This is a genomic window from Agarilytica rhodophyticola (assembly GCF_002157225.2).
In the GTDB taxonomy this organism is placed as follows: Bacteria; Pseudomonadota; Gammaproteobacteria; order Pseudomonadales; family Cellvibrionaceae; genus Agarilytica; species Agarilytica rhodophyticola.
The window spans coordinates 4674804-4694832 of sequence record NZ_CP020038.1 but is presented as its reverse complement, the minus strand read 5'-3'; the positions used below and the strand labels follow the sequence as shown (position 1 = coordinate 4694832).

General features: G+C 40.3%; 10 protein-coding genes. 2 read left to right on the top strand and 8 right to left on the bottom strand.

Annotation, left to right across the window (positions count from 1 at the left end; all coding sequences use genetic code 11):
* Nucleotides 1–244 precede the first annotated feature (244 nt).
* Nucleotides 245–1825, bottom strand: coding sequence for an alpha/beta fold hydrolase (locus tag BVC89_RS19525; RefSeq protein ID WP_216825012.1), 1581 nt, complete (start codon nucleotides 1823–1825; stop codon nucleotides 245–247).
* A 1172-nt stretch (nucleotides 1826–2997) separates the two neighbouring features.
* Here BVC89_RS19525 and BVC89_RS19520 point away from each other — a divergent pair.
* Nucleotides 2998–4773 carry a peptide MFS transporter gene (locus BVC89_RS19520; RefSeq protein ID WP_086932808.1) on the top strand — a complete coding sequence of 592 codons (1776 nt, stop codon included), beginning with the start codon at nucleotides 2998–3000 and terminating at the stop codon, nucleotides 4771–4773.
* Between the two features lie 63 nt (nucleotides 4774–4836).
* Here the strand turns inward: BVC89_RS19520 and BVC89_RS19515 are convergent, their stop codons facing one another.
* Nucleotides 4837–5538, bottom strand: coding sequence for an OmpW/AlkL family protein (locus BVC89_RS19515; protein ID WP_086932807.1), 702 nt, complete (start codon nucleotides 5536–5538; stop codon nucleotides 4837–4839).
* 630 nt (nucleotides 5539–6168) lie between these two features.
* Between BVC89_RS19515 and BVC89_RS19510 the strand changes: the two genes are divergently transcribed.
* Nucleotides 6169–7995 (top strand): M2 family metallopeptidase, encoded by a 1827-nt coding sequence (locus BVC89_RS19510; protein WP_086932806.1) that lies wholly within the window; start codon nucleotides 6169–6171, stop codon nucleotides 7993–7995.
* Nucleotides 7996–8041: 46 nt separating this feature from the next.
* On the opposite strand, the gene BVC89_RS19505 is transcribed toward BVC89_RS19510, so the two are convergent.
* From BVC89_RS19505 to BVC89_RS19480, 6 genes are all read right to left on the bottom strand, one after another.
* On the bottom strand, nucleotides 8042–8626 hold the full coding sequence (locus BVC89_RS19505; protein ID WP_086932805.1) for a YhgN family NAAT transporter: 585 nt from the start codon (nucleotides 8624–8626) through the stop codon (nucleotides 8042–8044).
* Nucleotides 8627–8722: 96 nt separating this feature from the next.
* A complete protein-coding gene (locus BVC89_RS19500) occupies nucleotides 8723–10543 on the bottom strand; it encodes a 2OG-Fe(II) oxygenase family protein (protein WP_158658038.1) in 1821 nt (606 codons plus the stop codon).
* Nucleotides 10544–10638: 95 nt separating this feature from the next.
* The gene (locus BVC89_RS19495; RefSeq protein WP_086932803.1) at nucleotides 10639–13482 is read right to left on the bottom strand and encodes a TonB-dependent receptor plug domain-containing protein; all 2844 of its coding nucleotides are present in this window, start codon (nucleotides 13480–13482) and stop codon (nucleotides 10639–10641) included.
* Nucleotides 13483–15015: 1533 nt separating this feature from the next.
* Entirely contained in the window at nucleotides 15016–17931 is a 2916-nt protein-coding gene (locus BVC89_RS19490) for a TonB-dependent receptor (protein WP_158658037.1), read from the bottom strand.
* 200 nt (nucleotides 17932–18131) lie between these two features.
* Nucleotides 18132–19160: a FecR family protein gene (locus tag BVC89_RS19485; protein WP_086932801.1), complete on the bottom strand. Its 1029-nt coding sequence runs from the start codon at nucleotides 19158–19160 to the stop codon at nucleotides 18132–18134.
* Between the two features lie 162 nt (nucleotides 19161–19322).
* A complete protein-coding gene (locus BVC89_RS19480) occupies nucleotides 19323–19871 on the bottom strand; it encodes an RNA polymerase sigma factor (protein WP_086932800.1) in 549 nt (182 codons plus the stop codon).
* Nucleotides 19872–20029: the final 158 nt, after the last annotated feature.

Here is a 20029-nt window from a genome sequence, read left to right as displayed (position 1 = left end):
TAAATCAACTGCGCCACTATAAGCGTGCTTTCTATTTTGTTGCTAATGTTTTAATGCAAATACTAATAAATGGTTTTACCTACTTGTCAAATGTGTATCCGATATCCACCTATTATTTACGGAGCTCCTAGGTATATACTTATGTATTGCATCCTTGCTTTACTGATAGCAATACTTATTTGCCAATAAATTCATTCTCCATATTTCCAAAATCGCTTAATGAAATGTATGCGGTATATAACTATTAGCGAGTTACCGGTAATGTGAGTGTTGAGCTTAAATCGCGCTGAAACTTAAACGAAGCTGAATAGGGTAGTAGTGTTGGAACAGCGTATAGTGCATCAAAAGTGTCAATGGCAATCGCTAATTTGTGACCAGCTGGGACATCATAAGCAGTGGCCACCATCTCCCACTCTAACTCCTGGGTTTGTCCTCTTTCAGCATTATATAGAGTGATTGGGCCATGGCTAATTAATGTACCTACTCCGGCGTGTACGTCATATAGATAAGCGTTTAATTGTAACTTTTTCAGGGAGGGCCGAACGTTGAGTTTTATTTTTGGAATACCTCGTATTTTCATTGTTTGAGAAAGACGTGGCCCCTCAAATACAATACCATTTGCACGGTTGATCAAAGCTAGAGGTGTTCTTACGGGGGTTCGTAGTTGCCCATCTAACAACTCAGAAAGAATAGGAATTCCTGTTGTTGCGAAAGTATCTAAGCCGCTAAAAATTTTATTAGTCTTAGTCCAATAAGATGAGTAAGGTTGCCGTGACAATTCTCCATTGGAAAGCAAACCTCTTGGTAATAAATGAAATTCCTCTTCGCCAATAGTATTACTAGGCCAGTTTTCAAAAAAATTACGTTGGTAATATTGGTTTGCAGCAGGAACTTTGGTTAATGTGCTTACGGGGGGCTCTTGTATAATACCTGTCTCGATTCCACGCAGCCAGTAGTCAAACCATCTATGTGTATTGCGCCAAGTAAAGTTATCAAATCCTAGCAAACCTAAGCCTTCTGCGCTGGCATGTGTGCCTTGGTTTAAATCCAATCTTTTGGGGCCACTTAAACGCGAGAAGAATTTTAATAGATTATTTGCCTGAAATAAGTTATCGCCAAAACTATTTGCTAGATATACCGGGGCATTGCGCTCATTGATTAGGTTGACAAAGTTCTTTACTGAACGCTCTTCTGCCCAGGACAATGTGCTGGGTATATTTCTATTGGTAAGTAAGTTGTTGTAGTTTTGTGCAATAATCGGATCCATATTTGCGGTGAGTAAACCACTGGAAACAAGTAAAAAGCCCCAAAAAAAACGTGGGGTTTGTTGCTGATAAAGCGCATCTGTTAGTGATGCCCATGTGCTCATCGCGACTGCAGTTTTTATTCTCGGCTCTTTTGCTAAGCCCATCAAACTTATTCCTGAGCCATAAGAAATACCGCTGATACCAATGTTTTGCGAGTCAATAGGATAGTTGGCAATAAGCCAGTCAATAATTGAAGAAAGATCTTTAATATCTTTTTCCCCGGCGACATTTACCTCGCCACCTGAACACCCCCAGCCACGAGCACTATAACTGAAAACTACATATCCTTTTTCTGCAAACTGTGCTGCTTGTATAAGATACTCGTGTTCTTCTACCACCCAACTATTGACAAATATAATTGCAGGAAAACCCTTTTCGCTTGGGGGATGTTTTGGTACTAATATATTGCCTGCAATCGTCGTATTGTCGTAAGAGATAACGTTGATATCGTCGTCAAATGTGTAATTAGGGTGCTGGGGTAATTTGATTTCCAGACAAATATTTGCTTGAGAATACATGCTAAAAGCGAAGAGAAGAAAAATACTAAAAAAATATCTGCAAATAGTTTTTATCATGATAAAGACCTTAAATTATTCATTATTTTTATTTTGATCTGTTAACAAATGTGGATTTTAGGTTAGCCCTAAAAGGTAATTCACCTATAGTGTATTACAAGCCGTGGTTGTATTTCAGACTTTGAAGTTTTTATCAGAGGCTAAATCTATTCTGCTTTGTAATATTAATTTTTAAATAAAAACTACAAGTCACCTTGAGCTTAACTAAAAGCCACTTATAGGCATTTGAGGTTGGCGTTTGAAGTAGTTTTTATTTTTTTTAAGGCAAATATTCTGAAGATATTTTCCGTAGTACCATAGGCGTCAAGAATCTTTTTCACACACAAGCGGTATGAAGAGTAACGGCATAATATGACTGATTGTTTTTTGATCGGCCGACAAGTGTCTCTTTATTGCCACTCATGCCTTTTTGGAGCTTCGCCATATTGCTTAATTATCATAAGGAACTCATCGCTCTTTAGCTTGTTTGATCTTAAACAACAGCTTTTTCCATCTTAAGCCCGATATACTGTACCGCATTTTGAAAGCAGTCTTCGGTGTGTGCAATCCTGCGACCAAAGGAGAGATAGCTGCCGTAAATCTCAATTTGGCATTCATCAATGACGGTAAAACATGTTATCTTGGCGGAGGATAGAATTACTGAAATAGCTGTCAATTCTAGTGTTAATAAAGAGCATGTAATAGCTAGAGGCTGATAGCCTAGAACAATTACTTAGGCTCTCTTTGCTGATCAACGGTTACTTTTGGTTAGGTAAGGCTTAAAAGCTTAGATGAGCAGCAATAACAATAAATTTAAATGAATAGATCTTGGTGTAAAACTGGTTGTTAAATCGTCATATTCGTTCGTATAACTGTAATACAGCAGCTGTGCCTGTGGTGATAAGTTACACAATAGTAGCAAATCACAACAGCTATTAATTGTACACAAGTTAGTGAGCTATACAGATATTTATATAAATGACAATGGCGATAGATGATTGCAAGCTATTTACTACCTCGATCGTTAACTATACCAACTATAACAATGTCTTCAGGTAATGGGGCTGGCCCCCATAGGCTTGAGGTGGCGTTTATATCAAACGTCTCATAAATAAGTTTAGGTATTTGGAGAAAGCATGTCTACTATCGAATCATCAGCCGCGATTACCACAAGTAATAGTGGCGAACTCTTTGGTCACCCCAAGGGCTTATATGTTTGCTTTGCTACTGAGTTATGGGAGCGATTTTCTTTTTACGGGATGAAATACCTGCTCTATGTTACAAAGTATCATTTGTTTACCGATTCGGCAGGTCTCGATGTCCTTGGGGCGTACGCAGGCTTAGTATACGCCTTGCCTTTAATCGGTGGTTTGTTAGCAGATCGCTATTTGGGAATGCGAAAAGCAGTTATTTTCGGTGCTATTTTGCTTACATTAGGTCATGTTTTTATGGCCTACGAAGGGCATGAGGCAGTGAGATATACCGCTGGTACCATATTAACTGAGGCGGTGACGTTAAACAATGGTGATGTCCTTGTGGCAGGTTCGACAGTAGCCGAAGACGTGGTAGTGCAGGATGTAATGGCATTGAATGTTTTCTTCTTTGCGCTAGCTCTTATTACCGTAGGGGTTGGTTTTCTAAAGCCCAATATCTCCACAATAGTAGGCAAGCTTTACTCTGAAAGCGACCCTCGCCGGGATGCAGGCTTTACTATTTTCTATATGGGAATCAACTTAGGTTCATTTACGGCCACCATTTTATGCGCTTGGTTGGGGGAAAACTATGGTTGGGGCTATGGATTTGGCGCTGCAGGTATTGGTATGGTCTTTGGTCTAATTACTTTCTTATACGGCCAGAAATATCTCGATGGCCATGCCGAACCCAATAACCCTGCTATTCTAAAAGAGCGTTTCTTGGGGCCTATCAACAAAGAATGGGCGATTTATATTGGCGGTATTCTTTCCTTAAGTGTTATGTGGTTGTTGGTTCAAAATGAGCCTATTGTCCACGTAGCTCAAAATAGCTTACTCATTGTTGCCATTGTCGGCATTATTTTATTTGCCATGATGAATAATGAAAAGGGAATGGATATGGTAGCTGTTGGGCTCGCTGCTGTAACAATGATAGTGGGTTTAGTTTGGGCGTTTACGGGCAACGATACTTGGCTTGGGTTTATGTTGCTTGGTCTTGTGGCATTCATTGGCTATGGCTTTAAAATGCATGACTCAAAAGAGTATAGCCGCACCGTTGTTCTGATGATTCTTATTGTATCTACTATTGTATTTTGGTCTTTGTTTGAACAGTCTGCCGGTAGTATGACATTGTATGCCGACCGAGTTCTCGATCGAAATTTTCTTGGCTCCGAAATTCCTGCCGCTTCTTTTGGTTCTCTGAATGCATTATTTATTATCATTCTAGCCATACCTTTTGCTGCTATTTGGATTTGGCTGTCAAAGCGAAACTTAGAGCCTTCTACGCCAGTAAAATTTGGCCTGGGCATTCTGCAAGCTGGCCTCGGTTTCGGCGCACTGGTACTGGGCGCTAACTTTGCTGACGATGCCGGTAAGGTAGCAGCAATTTGGATGGTCTTGGCCTATTTGCTTCATACTATGGGTGAGCTTTGTTTATCTCCGGTAGGATTATCAGCTGTGACTAAACTCTCTATTGGCCGTGTTGTTAGCGTCAGCATGGGCACCTGGTTTTTAGCTACTGCTCTCTCTGAAACAGTGGCAACACGTATAGCGAAAATGGCTTCCATTGACACTTCTGGTGCCGAGGTAGCAGATACGGTTAGCACACTAGCGACTTATACGGAGTTGTATGAATTTCTGATGTGGGTCGGTGTTGGTGTTGGTGTATTTATGATTGCTATATCACCTTTATTGAAAAAGGGCATGCGTGGCATCAACTAAGAGTTGTGAGTTAATAATTGTTAGTAGTGCATAAAAAAACACCGGCTAAGGCCGGTGTTTTTTTTAAAACGAATAACCGAATGATCCGAGTATCACCCATGGGTCGATATCCACATCAGTTGATATAGTGCCAAGACCGGGTGTTTCAAAATTAGCTGTTGTTTCAATATCCGTATACCAAACCGATAAGTTTAATAGCCAGTTATCATCTAAGCGATAATCGAAGCCTGCTTCTAAAGCAAGACCGACAGAGGAGTCCAAATCTACATCGGCATTACCGGTAGCACCTAGACCTGCCAGTGCTGTATTTAGCTGTGAATCAGACTCTTCATCAAAAAATACGGTGTAATTAATACCTGCGCCAATAAAAGGCTGGAAACTGTTATTGCCACCATTAAAGTAATATTGTGCCGTTAATGTTGGCGGTAAATGCTTAACTTCTGCAGCTTTAACCCCTAAAGCATCGGCGTTGACATCATGAGAAAAGGGTGTAGCAACAAGAAGTCCTATCCCCCAATTCTGGGACAACATATGTGTCAGTGTAATTCCTAACTGTTCATTAGATTCAACACTCGCTTCTGTACGAGGTAAACCCAAACCTAGTTGAGATAATTCTGTGCCATTAAGTGTTAATGGTGTTGAATCATCGTTAGGTTGCACACTTGCCAATCCTGCGCGGATAATCCAGTCACCTTTTTCGTAGGCGAAGGCTGGGGTTATTGTAATTGCCGAAGCTAGTAAAAGTAGGGCGCTGCTTTTTTTCATAGACTATGCCTTTCAAAAATAATAAGAAATATCTTGTATTTCATTCTAGTAGAAGAAATTCGAAAGTTACTTTTTTGTAAGATTATGGCGCGTATCCTATTTAATTAAGGTGCTACTACTTTTGATAAACATCAATTAAGACTTTTGAAAACCATTTGAGAATTCAACTAATCATCACTTTTTTGATTTAAACACATGTTTTTTAAAATATTGGGCTACTTTAAAGCGATTGTGTTACCGCTTGTTGAGAAGGCATTTGTGTTGCAATAGACTCCCTGGCTTGATGGATATAAGGTTTTTGAACATAAAATTGTAAAACCCATTCTAATACAGTGTCCTAAACCTTAAATTCCAAAACGCGAGTTGTCATGTTAGTGCTTATCATGAATATATGAATAAACAACGAGTGGCGTATGAAAGAGGGGTAAAAGTAAATAGTTAAACAGGTAAAAAGATAAACAGTGCAAAGGAAAGCGTATCAAAACTGAGTCTATGTCGTTTTTCATTTTTCACATAATGATGACGTTGCCACCCGATTCGTTTATAGTCGATGGCTTTAAAATCCACATAATAATTGGGCACTATTGAGCAGTGTCAGGAGAGGTAGCAGTGAAAATAACTTCCAAATATATGGCTATTGGCCTGGTTTTATCAGCGTTTTCCCTTGTGTCTTGCGAGCAAAGCAACACACCGGTGTCGAACACAGATGCCGTGGCCGAACAAAAAGCTGTGCCTCTTACTGCGGATGACGCGAAAGCATTTTTAGATAAAGTAGAAGCGGATCTTACGGATATTTATGAATATGCTGGTAGAGCTGCTTGGATTGCTTCTAATTTTATCAACTATGATAGTCAGTATTTAGAAACTCGTGCAAACAAAGAGTTCACTATCGCCAATGTGGCCTATGCCATGGAGGCTGCAAAATTTGATAATGTTAAGCTAGATGCGGTGACTCGTCGCAAACTCGATAGTCTCAAATTAGGTCTGGTTTTCCCTGCACCTAATGACCCTGTAAAAGCCGGAGAACTAGCCGAAATTGGCTCACAAATGCAAGCCTTTTATGGTAAGGGTGAATATTGCAATAAAGAGAAATGTTATAACTTGCAGGATATGGGGCTTATCTTTGCGAAAAGCCGCGATCCTAAATTGTTAAAAGAATTATGGCAAGGCTGGCGCACAGTGTCTCCACCTATGCGGCCTCTTTATGAAAAGCAAGTAGCTATCGCTAATACCGGTGCGAAGGACTTAGGGTACGATAATTTAAGTGTCCTTTGGCGATCCAAATACGATATGGATCCCGATGCTTTTTCTGCTGATATGGATAAACAGTGGGGTAAGGTGAAGCCTTTTTATGAAGCATTGCATTGTCATGTACGTGCTAAGTTAAGTGAGTTCTACGGAGAAAAGGTTGTACCGCAAACGGGCAAAATACCTGCTCATTTATTGGGTAATATGTGGTCGCAAACCTGGAGTAACGTTTATGATTTGGTCAAACCTGAAAACGCAAAATCTAGCTATGACCTGACAGCATTAATAGAAAAAGATGGTATGAGCGAGATCGATATGGTGAAAACTGGGGAAAAATTCTTTACTTCCCTAGGCTTTGAACCTCTTCCTGAAACTTTTTGGCAACGATCCTTATTTGTTAAGCCTCGAGACCGAGATGTTGTCTGTCATGCAAGTGCATGGGATATTGATAATGTCGACGATTTGCGTATAAAAATGTGTATCAACAAAAATGCTGAAGATTTTCAGACAGTGCACCATGAGTTAGGCCATAACTTTTATCAGCGTGCGTACAATAAACAACCATTATTATTTCGCAACAGTGCTAACGATGGCTTCCATGAAGCTGTTGGCGATACTGTAGCCTTATCGATAACTCCAAAATATTTGATGCAAATTGGCCTGCTGGATAAAGAACCCTCAGAAGATGAAGATCTCAGTATTCTACTGAAGTTGGCATTAGATAAAATTGCCTTTCTTCCCTTTGGTTTGTTAGTGGATAAATGGCGCTGGCAGGTATTTAACGGAGAATTATCCCCTGAAGATTACAATAAGGGGTGGTGGGCCTTACGTGAAAAATACCAAGGTATTGAGGCGCCTGTAGCTCGTTCAGAACAAGACTTCGACCCTGGAGCTAAGTACCATATTCCAGGTAACACCCCTTATATCCGCTACTTTTTAGCCTTTATTCAACAGTTTCAATTCCATCGAGCATTGTGTGAAGCAGCAGGTTTTGAGGGGCCTTTGCAACGCTGTTCAATCTATAACAATGCGCAAGCGGGAGCAAAGCTTAAAGCCATGTTAGAGATGGGATCGAGTCAGCCATGGCCACAAGCTATGGAAGCGATCACGGGTCAGAAAGAGTTGGATGCTTCAGCTATTATTGATTACTTTGCCCCGCTGAAAAAATGGTTAGACGAGCAAAACCAAGGCCGTCAGTGTGGCTGGTAGGATATAAATAATAGCTAAATATTAATCGAAAGATGGTTTAAAGACGTTATGATAAAAATGTCTTTACGCCATCTAGCATCATTTGTACCGACATCATAATCAGTATCATTCCCATTAAACGCTCTACTGCTGATAAACCTCGCGCACCTAAGAGCTTCGATATTTTAGTGGAGCCGAGCAATATCACACTGGAAACTGCCCAGGCACCTATTAATGCGATAACCCAGTCAATGGTTCGTTGCTCGGCACTGTTCGCCAGTAACATCAAAATTGCCACTGTTGAAGGCCCTGCGACACAGGGAATAGCAAGTGGCACAATCAAAGGTTCCCCCTCATCTTTATCGCCCATGACACCGCCTTCCTGAGGAAATATCATACGCATGGCTATAATAAACAAAACAATAGCCCCTGCGATGCTGATAGATTCCTGTGACAAACCTAGAAAACTTAATATTTGTTTGCCCGCAAATAAAAACACCAACAGTACTGCCAGTGCGATAAATAATTCTCGCATGATGATTTGCTGCTGGCGTTTGGCTGGTATCCCCCTCAATGCGGATAAAAATATGGGGATATTGCCCAACGGATCCATGACAAAGACCAGCGTAGTAAAGGCAGTTATAGTGTCCATATGTCTCTCCAAAGTATTGGGCGCCAGGATAACAAAAAGAGTCGTAAGTTATTACATTTTTCGTTACATAGCTAAGATTATATTAGCTGTGAGAACTTATTTTGGGACAACGTCAAATGGAACAGTAAGTCTGTAGTCGTCCGCACTGCCTTTGAACGTATTCGTACCATGCCAAAAGTATGAAGGAAATAGAACCAGTTTACCTACTTCTGGTTTAATAACTTTATCTGGAGAGCTGTTAGTAAGATGGTTTTCTCCAAATTTGATATATCCCTCATTGTTATTCATCTTCCCATCTTTAATATTTTTAGGTAAGTGAACATAAAATGATGAGCTTATCCATCCTTCTGGATGTATATGGTTTGAATGAAAACCTCCTGGAAATAATTTAACTGACCAAGAACCTGCGATTTCAAATAAATTAGATTTTCTGGATAAAAAAGGGTGAGTCACATCTGAATTCAACTCAGAAATATACTCATGAATAGCCTCATTAAATGCTTTTTTTAACAATTCAATCTCATGAAAAGGTTTATAAAGTAATCTTCCTGGTGTTTGAGTGCCGTTTTTTAAAGTTTGGGTTAAAGGCGCTTTATGCGTTCTATGCATTTGTAGGATTAGTTCTTTGAGATCGCTAATAAATGAATGCAAGTTTGAGTACCCGTTGGGGGTTGGTAAGCTGTAACAGCGTAGAAAGTCATCATAGTTATTTAGCCATGCATATCTCTCATCCTTTTGTTCTTTCCAGCATATACTTCTGTAAGCCCAACTTTTTTGGCTTAAGTAATTTTCTTTTTGTGCTAGATCTAGAACACTAGATGCTTTCTCGATGTTTTTATTTATGATGAGTATTTTTACAAGGTCTTGCGCAGTTTCTAATGAATAATTTCTTGTTAGAATGCTCTCGTATCTTTTTTCTGCATCCGAGTGGTTGCCACTTGCCGCCAGTAGCTTAGCTTCTAATAATTCTAATTCAACGTCATTATTATTCTGTTTTTTTGAGCTTTCAAATAGAACTCTGTGGGCATCTTCATACTTTTTTGCAGAAATCAAGAGCTCGATATAGGACTTACGTAGATCCCTATTGCTAGAGTTTAATGCCAATGCTTCTTCAAAGCTTTTTCCAAATTTATCTAGTTGCCCTAATTGCCAGTAAAGCTCATTAAGAGACTTGTGTGCATCGACATAGAGAGGTTGTTTCCCTATTGCCTCAATGTAGCATTTTTCAGCGTTGTTGTACTGGCCAATCTCAAAGTAAGCATTGCCACAATTATAGTCTAATTGAGGTATTTTATTCGTCAGTTGTTTAGCTTGGTTATACATCCCAATAGCATCATCATAGCGTTCAGTTAACTTATATAAGAGTGCTAGGTTGTGAATTGCTGGGACGTATTTAGGATTGATTCTCAATGCCTTCAGGTAATATGCAATGGCTCCTGGATAGTTGTGTTGGGTTTTTAATAAACTTGCTATTGATGAAATTATACTGACATTATCTGGCTGTAATGATTCTGCCCGTTTAAGGCATTTTTCTGCATCGGTAAGTTGATTTTTTTCAAGATAAGTCAATCCAAGGTTCTTCCATGCATCGAAAAAGCCGGGGTTTAGCTCGATAGCTTTTCTATAGTGCTCAATTGCTTGGTCAGTGGATTCTATTTTTTTAAGGCTGTTTGCCAAATTATTATGAACTTCATATTGATGGGGAGCAATGACTAAGGATTTTTTAAAGTGAGTAATTGCAGAATGATTATCCCCTGCCGAATCGTATGCTAGTGCAGACAAATGTAAAACGTTAGGTTCCTTAGGTATTTTCTTTAAAAACTCCTCTGCTTTTTCGATTACATAAGCATGATTTCCTTTTAATAGTTTTTCATAAAGGTGCTTAAGAAATGTTGTGATATCGGTCTTGTTATCCATGCTCATACAAAAATAATAGAGTTATTTTGAAGGCAATAGTTTAGCCATAAAAAAAGCGAGTATAAACTCGCTTTTCATCACAGGTAAGTTAATTACTATCTAAACTTGTAGCTCGCACTTACGAAAACTCTTGGCCCGAGAAGGTTATAAGTTTCCGGGAATGTATTAGCTTGCTCTGAATTATCACCAAGGGGAGTAGGCTCTGTATCCAGTGCATTGTTAACACCAAAGTTTACTCTGAAGTCTTCACTAAAGCTATATGCTGCGTTTAAGTCAAGATATACTTCAGCATCAACCTTAGGAACTACAATATCACTAGTGTCTCCACCGTTAACGATTTGGTCATCTTCAGCTTCACCTATATATCGTACTAGGGCTGATAAGCTAAGATTGCCAATCGACCATGTAGTTCTTAAATTAGCAACGACATCGGGTAATATATTGGTATCACATATAGAACCAAACGCCCCAGCACATTCGTTAACGATATTGGGTTGGCTCGCTACTGGAGTTTCGTCCCATGTATCCAAGTAGGTGCTTACAAAGTTAAATGCTAATGTAGACTCATTCAAATCGACCACATAATTAATATTCAAGTCGATACCGGATGTTTCGATTTTACCTATATTCTCATTGAGTACCGTTACGGTGTCTACGTTTCCATCAGACTGTCGTGTAACTGCTTGACATGCAGGATTACTAGCATCTCTAAACACGTTGTAGCATAGGTTTAGTGTGTTGTTAACTCCACCACCAAAAGTGTCGATCGCATCTTCTATTTCAATATCATAATAGTCGATTGATATATCGAGACCTTCTATCGGTTGGATTACAGCTCCGATTGTAAACGTGTTAGAAGTTTCTTCTTGTAAGTCTGGGTTTCCACCGAAGATACCTTCGATCTGGCTGTCTTGTTGATCAAACACACCAGCCTGGCCTGCTGGAACACCTGTCGCTTCACAAAGAGCAGCGTCTGTAGTGCCGGTTATGAAACCATCGGCAGAACATGGGTCAGTTGCTGAAGGAAAACCGTTAGATTGGCCTAAGAACAGTTCAGAAACGTTTGGTGCCCGCACAGCTTCTTGGAAGCCCACACGGAATGTCACTTTATCAGTTGGAGCATAGTTAAATGCTGTTGCGTAAGAACTTGTTCCGCCTACGTTTGAGTAATCAGAATAACGATATGCACCCCATAGAGAAAGAGACTCAACTAAGGGTTGACCTTCTACAAGTGGAACATTGAATTCAGTGAAGAACTCATCAACAGAATACTTACCAACAGTAGGTTGGCCCGCGTTGAAGCCAAGTACATCACCGCTTGAAAGGAACGTATCCGGTCTAAAGCTTGATTCATCTTCACGATGTTCGTAACCGAATAATATACTCACTGGGTTAGAAGCTGAACTAATGGTGAATAATTCACCAGAAATATTAGCTTGAATAACTTCTTGATCAATAGTGGTTACGTTTGTTGCCCCGATCCGTATGAAATTTGCTGCTGCTTCGGTAATGTTTCCTGCGCCGAAAATATTGACAGGCACACAACCATTGCTTGTATCTTGACAGGCTGTGCCATCATCGGTTACCGCCAGTCCTTGCAATAGTCTAGAGCGCGAAATATCGTTTTCAAGTAAGTTAATTCTATTCAGTGAAGACTTACTATAGTAAGCGTCGAAATTCCAATTATCAGTAATTTCTCCGTTAACGCCAACTAGCAAGCGGAATGCATCACGCTCATCAACAACTTGTCTCGGCCCAACTTCAACCATACGTCGTGTTATACTAACGGGTGCATTATCGTTTCCGTCAACTACGCCATCGTTGTTTGTGTCTGTACGAATAGCATCTAAAGCTGAGCGTGTCGCAGCATCGAACAATGGACTGTCTGGGTTAAGGAAAACAGAAGTAGCTGCTGGAGTAGGAGCTAATTGTTGGGGTACAGTGTTTTGTGAGAATGCTAGCTCAGAGTATGCTCTCACGCTTTCGTTGATGTCATAGTGCGCTATTGTGGAAATAAGATAGCGTTCTTGAGGGAGCTGAAGGTAATTGTCCGGAGCAAAATTAAATCGATCTTCTGGATCTAGAAATTCTCTTGCAGCTCCGGTAGGGGAAAATATCGCAGTATCAAATTCATCACCACTGTTAGGTACACCATCTGGATCAACTAAGAAACCAGCACCTGATACGCGGCCTTCAGGAACCCGTGATGAGCCCCCATTTACTAGTGTTCCATTGCTTTCGGTAAGGGTAACTGAGGAGAAATCTCTGTCGCCTTGGAATAATGGATCTCTATTTAAAAAAGAAGCATACAAAACAGCGTTACCACGGCCATCATCAAAATTTCCACCGATTGTGATATCCATATTATATCTTTCAGCATCACCTTCGGTAGTAATGTCATACAGGCCCGTAACCTCTACACCTTCAAAGTCGTCGACGAGTTGAAAGTTGACTACGCCAGCAAGTGCATCTGAACCGTATACCGCAGAGGCGCCGCCAGTAACAACGTCTACTTGCTTAATGAGTGTTCCAGGTATGCTGTTCAAGTCTACAATGCCCGTTTGAGTCGCGGGTATGTATCGACGTCCATTCACAAGTACTAGGGTTCGAAAAGCACCTAGACCTCTTAAGTCAACACGAGCTGTACCGTCGCCAGGGTTATTTGAGCTCGCGCCAAAGCTTGGGTTAGTTGATGGTAATTCGGCTAATTTTTGTTCGACATTGATGTTGCCCGATATTTTGAACTCTTCACTTCCTATGACCGTCATGGGACTTACCGAGTCGAGATCAGGGCGAGAGAGTCTTGAACCAGTAACTAGCACTTCTTCTTCAACTAGATTTTCACTCTGCTGAGCTAGAGCGTTATTGCTGAAGAGTAGTGGTGCGAGAGTGATGCCGATAGCACTGCTTATTGCTGCTGACAGCTTTGTTCTTTTCATATGGTTTGTATCCCCCAAAAGGCATTGTTAAATCTTATTTACCATTTTTGATGTCCAATAGTCACTTACTAGTATGCTATTAGATATAGTGTAGACGTATTGGACGCGCCAGCCCTCAAAAAGCGATAAAAAATTTTAACTGATCGCTCGTAAAGTATATTTAGAACGTATATGGAAAGTTAGTGATTACAGAGACTCTTTTACGATAATTAGTAAACTATTTCCCGCTTATGAGTTTTAGCCTCAAATTAGGTTTTTGGGGTGGGTGTTTCTGTGCTGCTTCACTCATCAATAAGTGAATCTTACACGATAGTAGCATAAGCTGAAACGAGGCTGCATTGAAGGTTTCGTAACGTTTTAGATGACCGGGACTAGATAGTCGAGAGTTATGAATGTAATATCCAAGTGTCTATTTATAGTAATTCATACGCTGTTGTTATAGTTTTTTAGGAGATTTTGTTTCCTTAAAGTGTGTTGACTGTTTATATTTATTTCGAGCTATTGTATTAGCTTATAAGTTGGCTTGTATATGTACTTAGCGATATGAGTAATAATCCTGCAGTATATTATAAGAACACCTTTATAACAGTTATAATCCTCATTATCGATGAAATCACATTTCATCGTTTAAGTATACCTTGGTATTTTCACAATATTTTAACTCTGTATCCGAGTGCTAAATCGTAAGTCTAGATCTTATCCATGCTCTTGTTGCTTGTGTTAATGCAAAAAATATCTCGGCAGCTTTCACTTTTGAGCTTATATGGTAGCTCATGATTTTTAGAAAATATGCTGCTGTTACTATAATATAGGTAGCATGTTCTTTCGCGAGTTTTAAAAACTCATATCTGCGATAAGTATCTATAAATCTTTCTGACCGGTGTTTCCTCAATGGACTGTGATAAGGGTCGTTTTAATATGATTCTTTTTAGTTTTCTAGTATCTTGCGGAATCTTAAGTAGCTATAGAGCAGTCTTACCCTCTATATCCGTTTCATCTAATTGGTGAATAGATTTTATGTGTCCTGAGGGAAGAGATAAGTCGCTTCGGACGTTTCACTGAACTAATCTCAGACAAAAATTGCGGATCTCGATCGACTCGGTGTTGGGACTGTTGACAAACTGATTGGTGATTTAAGTGCAATAATCGGTGGATCAGCTAATACCGCTACTTTTTAATTGATATCTCTCGTAGGGTGAGGTCGAAAAAAACCAAATGCTAGCTCAGGCCGCTGAAAAAACTGTTATAGGGCTAATTTGCCCGATAGTTGCGTGAATAGTTTCATTTATACTTTCATCTATATTTAGTCGATTATGAAATTTAGTCGGTTATGAATGATATCGCTGACATATCAACCCTTAGCTACCATACTTCTAAAATATCATAGCGTAAGTAGAACAGTATATCCTATGAATACAAGTTAACCTTTAGGTTTATCTATTCTACTATGTTGCTAATTGCCAGAGTTTTACCAACTTGCTGAAATCAATAACATGATTGGTTAAAGAAAATTATCATGTTTAACTGCGTACTTTAGTACAAATATACGAGCCTGGTATAAAGAAACTGTCCTCGTATATCGTATGTTCGACCATCATAATTATCATTAAACGCGGCGGCAGAAAAGGGCGGCGCTTTGTTAAAAATATTGTCCGCGCCGAATGTTAATTTGATATTCTTTCTTTTTCCAAGTTTAAACGTTGCTTGTGTATCGTGTGTTACCCAACTACTTATGGTGCGTCTTTCGTTAGTTCTACTGCGTGGTATTTCTTCACTAACACTACTGATGTAATTAATAGAGTAATTAAACTCGAATATCTTGTAAGCGAAAAAAACTCCTGTATTAGCCTTCCATTTTGGCAGTGCACCACTGCCTTCGTTGGCTGCATCTTCAAATGTACCTGCTAGATTTTCAAAAGGACTATTACTGTCGAGTTTAAATGCATACTCTTGTAAGTATGAAGTGTTTAAAGTGTAATTGAGATAGCCTTTGTTTTTAAATTTATATATGTAGCGAATAGTTGTATCGATGCCGGATATTTTGCGTTCACCAATGTTAATAAAAGGCGAGAAAAGATTTGTAATTTCCCCGTTTGTATCGCGCACAACAAGGTCTGAGAAGTCGCCAAATAATGCATTGCGATCCAAGATAAGTTGGGCATCAGAGCTGACGATATTGCGCTGATCAATATTAAATTGGTCAATACTAATGTGCAGGTCTTTGTTAAAGCGAGGTGTCCAAACGATGCCTATGTTGTAGCTACGCGACGTTTCCGGAGCTAAGTTTGGCTCGCCTAAAAAAGTTGTCAGATATTGTGTGCGAGTATCATCTGTTTGCCCAATACAGCCTGGCAGGCTGGCAATACTTACCAGTGTTGAACAGGGATCGACAAGGGGGAGTTGGGACTGAAAATCACCCGCGAATAATTCACCCAAGCTAGGTGCCCGAAAACCTTCAGAATAGGTTGAGCGTATTAATACATTAGCTGCTGGACGATAGCGAATGCCGAATTTAGGTGAGGTATTGTTGCCGAAGTCGCTGTACTTAGAGTGTCTTAATGCGGCTTCAATATCAAAACTATAAACTCCGGGACGATATTTAATAATAGGTAAGTGAGTTTCAAGGAATACCTCATAAATACTCCTACTACCGACTGTCTCACTTCCAAGAGGGTTACCAATATTCTCGGATAAGGCATTTTCTCCGGTGGGAACGGATTCTATTTTTTCACGACGAATGTCAAAGCCAACGGCGGCTTGGATTGGGCCGGCTGGCAATTCAAAAATACTATCGTTGATACTCCCGGTGATACCCTTTAGAGAGGTGACACCTCTGTTTGAGCTAGACGATCTGATAAAGGCGAGCTGTTGCTCGTTAATACTTCCTAACGGCCCAAATAAATCAAGTGGCTGGCAGCCATTAAGATCCGTTCCCGGGCAATTACTACTTGGCCCAAGTGCCTGAGCAGTGCGTGGCAGGCTAAGTAAATTTGCCACTGATTCACGAGCAGATGTGCGGCTCCAGTTGCCATTTATCTTCCACACGGCTTCATTCAAAAGGCCATCGAGTGTGATACTTATGCGTTTGGCTTCTGACGTATTTTCCTGTTGTCTAGGGGGCAGCTCCAGTACCCTTCTTCTTACATCTGTAATATCTTCACCAAAAGGATTAAATATATTATCTCGAGAAACTGTAATCGGCTCACTTTCAAATGCAGTGAATATCGGGGTTGAAGCGAGGGTAATAGTCGCCTTAGTTTTATTGTAACTGGCATCGAGGCTTAGTGTGCTGGTATCAGATAGAGCCAAATGCCCACTTAAAAAAACACTTTGACGCAGTGATGGAGAAATCGTCGAGGTTTGCGAGAAGAAGTTAAATAAATCATCTTTAGTGGCGTCACGGTAACGTGGAGTTGGGGTATTGATAGTAGCTTCATCCAGGGTGACTGTTGAGCCGTCGTTAAGGGTAATTCGACTGTTGGGTGTTGCAGTAGAGCGTTCATCCACTCCTCCCTGTGGCCGTCCATCTGCATTTGCCGAAACTGAGCGCTCGCGGCTGAATATACCATTTTGATCGAAATGCTGTGCAGATATCAAAAACGCGCCTTTATCTCCGGATTTACCCCATAGGAGATGAGTTGACGCGGTTTCGAGGTCATTCTTGTAGCTAGAGCCGTAATATTGCTCTAGCTGGAAACCATCATATTCCTTTTTGAGAACAATATTAATAACCCCAGCGATCGCGTCGGTACCATAGGTGGCTGAAGCGCCATCTTTAAGTATTTCAATGCGATCTACAGCAGCAGATGGAATACTGTTGAGATCTACTGAGTCACCATTAAGGCCCTGTGCGTTAATGCGTATGCCATTGAGAAGAACCAGTGTGTTGTTGGCTGGTAAGCCCCGTAACGTGACTGTTGCCGTGCCATCGCCACCATTGCTAATTGCCGTACTGGTTGAGTTTCCTGACACTGCTGGAATAAATCTGAGAAACTCGGCAACGCTTTGTGAGCCGCTAATTCTCAACTCGTGACCGGTGATAATGTCAATGGGCGAGGACCCGTGCAAATCAGTCCTGTCTAAAAATGATCCTGTCACTTGACGACCAATAATAACTAACTCTTCCACCGAATACTCAGTTATTGGATCTGAAGAATCGTCTTTTGGTTTTGGTACTATTGCTATTACTTTGCGGTTAATCGCACGGAATGTTAAGTCGGTCGGCCTAAGTAATATCTCCAACGCTTGTTTAGGGGTATATACGCCATCTAACTGTTTTGCTTTTATGCCATTGAGTAGGTGAGACGGGACGATAATACTGATCTCTGACACCTTACCTATTTCAATAATGGAGCGTGTCAGAGCTTGTTTGGGAATGTCAAACTGAAAAGAATCGTTGGTGCCTGCTAGCGCGTCGCGACACATAAGCATCACTGACAGCACGCTCATACCGAAATAAACAATATATGATGTGATACGACTTAGCATTTAAACAAATATATGGCAACAATTTTAGCTTTTGGCTACGTGTATATACGAAAATAGTCGTTGTTTCTCGCATAGTTATGCCAACAAAAACCATTTATCACACCGGCGAGCCCAAAATGAATTTTGTACTTTGAATTCGCACAGGCCGATTAGGTTATATATTATTCGTCGCTAAGGTACAAGGTATTATCAATAGAGGAGGTTGTTTTTGTAAGGTCGAAGGTGGCGACAAGTGCATCTAGAGTCTCGTCGGGGCTATCTAAGCTAAAAGTTCCTGTTACATTAAGATCGCTGAGATTAGACTTCTGTATATTAACAGGCATAACAAGATAACGATTGAGTTCTTGTAGTGCTAGTCTCAAAGAGGTGTTGTTAAATACTACGGTCTTATCACGCCAGCTTAGCTGATAATCGGGATGGACATTGCGAGTAGGGCCAACACCTCGATTACCCACTTTTACCTGCTGATTTTCGGTAATATGGCGAGCTTCGGGGTTAGGTACGGCAAGATCGGCACTTTCTCTTACTGCAACAATGCCCTCAGTCACAGTAATAGCCGTATTGGACGCCTTTCGGTAGACATTGAATGCTGTTCCTACCGCTGTTGCGCTGCCTTTGCCAAAATCAACTATGAAAGGCCGGTTTTTATCAGGAGCAACAGAGAAAAATGCCTCACCTTCAACCAGATTGAGCAATCTCTTTTCATTAGTGATCTGCACATCCAAGATGGAATTAGTATTGAGCTCGATGATTGAACCATCACTTAAGCTCACCTGACGCGTCTCGCCCACGGCTGTTTCATAGCGCACAGGAGCTAGATTCGAAGGGGTAGTGGTAAGATCGTTACTGAAAATGAATACTGCTAGCAAGCATGTAACAGCGATGCTTATTTGCCAGGGAGAAACAAAACGTCGATAAAAGCTTTCTAATGTGCCAGCAAAACTCATTTCATCTGAGCTAGCCTGTTGCTGATAGTTGATGAGCACTTCTTCAGGTAAAAATTTAGCCGCACCCAAATTTTCCCAGAGATTATACGCTTCGTCGAATGCGCGTATATGATCTCTGGATGTGTTAAGCCAAGCAGAAAACGCACGCTTATCATCAACAGTTACATCTTCGGAACGAAGCTTTACGATCCAAGCTTCGGCTTCGTCAAGGAGATTTCCTTTATGTGAGTTTTGTTTTTCCACGCTACGTTATAAATTCTAGTAAGTAAGTGCCACTAAATTTATATTTTAGAGCACTATTGTGTATTTTGGTTCCCAATTTGTATTTTTTGTCCGTCCTTAAGTACTAAGACGTATGGTAAAAATAATACCGCCAAAAAGAGGCGCCATAATACACGCTTTATCCTAAAAAAGTTGCCCTTCACCTGTTTTTGTCAAAGTTTTGCGGCAAACTTTTAATGATTGTAGGATATATTTTTCTACACTAGATACTGATACCGACATTTCATGGGCAATTTCTGAGTATGATAAACCCTTGTTTCGATGCAGCAAAAACGCTTGTCGGCATTTCACGGGAAGATTGTCCATTGCCCTTTTTATTTCTTTCAACTGACGCTGGGCGGTTAAAAGACGATCAGGAGTGCATTGATCTGATAGGCTTGGGCTACCTTCATCTTGAGTTAAATGTTTACTTGTCTCCTGATTGACATAATTATTGTGTAGTTTTTCTCTTCGCAGCTGGTCGATTGCGAGATTAGAGGCGGTTTGATAGAGGTAAGCTTTCAGATTATCCAGTTCACCTGTGCTTGCAACACGTTGAATCCGGATAAATGCATTTTGTGCGATATCCTCAGCATCTTCGGTGCTTTTCATTTTTCTGCTTAAAAAACGAACAAGTCCGGAGCTGTGATTCTGAAATAACTCTTCTAATGCGGTTTTATTCTCAATAGCCATAGAAAGAAGTTTCGGAAGTATTTTTTTGGAATTTTTGATTTTTATTCTTAAACAAATGTTTTATAGCAATCGTTTTATAGCAAACATGTGGCTATGGCAACACTTATTCGAAATAATCTTCAAAAAAATCATATTTTTGCGTAAATATTACTAATTGC

Bases quoted from the DNA above. Each gene is read 5' to 3' on its own strand.
- BVC89_RS19525 (WP_216825012.1), bottom strand. From the start codon at position 1,825: ATGTATTCTCAAGCAAATATTTGTCTGGAAATCAAATTACCCCAGCAC.
- BVC89_RS19520 (WP_086932808.1), top strand. From the start codon at position 2,998: ATGTCTACTATCGAATCATCAGCCGCGATTACCACAAGTAATAGTGGC.
- BVC89_RS19515 (WP_086932807.1), bottom strand. From the start codon at position 5,538: ATGAAAAAAAGCAGCGCCCTACTTTTACTAGCTTCGGCAATTACAATA.
- BVC89_RS19510 (WP_086932806.1), top strand. From the start codon at position 6,169: ATGGCTATTGGCCTGGTTTTATCAGCGTTTTCCCTTGTGTCTTGCGAG.
- BVC89_RS19505 (WP_086932805.1), bottom strand. From the start codon at position 8,626: ATGGACACTATAACTGCCTTTACTACGCTGGTCTTTGTCATGGATCCG.
- BVC89_RS19500 (WP_158658038.1), bottom strand. From the start codon at position 10,543: ATGGATAACAAGACCGATATCACAACATTTCTTAAGCACCTTTATGAA.
- BVC89_RS19495 (WP_086932803.1), bottom strand. From the start codon at position 13,482: ATGAAAAGAACAAAGCTGTCAGCAGCAATAAGCAGTGCTATCGGCATC.
- BVC89_RS19490 (WP_158658037.1), bottom strand. From the start codon at position 17,931: ATGAGCGTGCTGTCAGTGATGCTTATGTGTCGCGACGCGCTAGCAGGC.
- BVC89_RS19480 (WP_086932800.1), bottom strand. From the start codon at position 19,871: ATGGCTATTGAGAATAAAACCGCATTAGAAGAGTTATTTCAGAATCAC.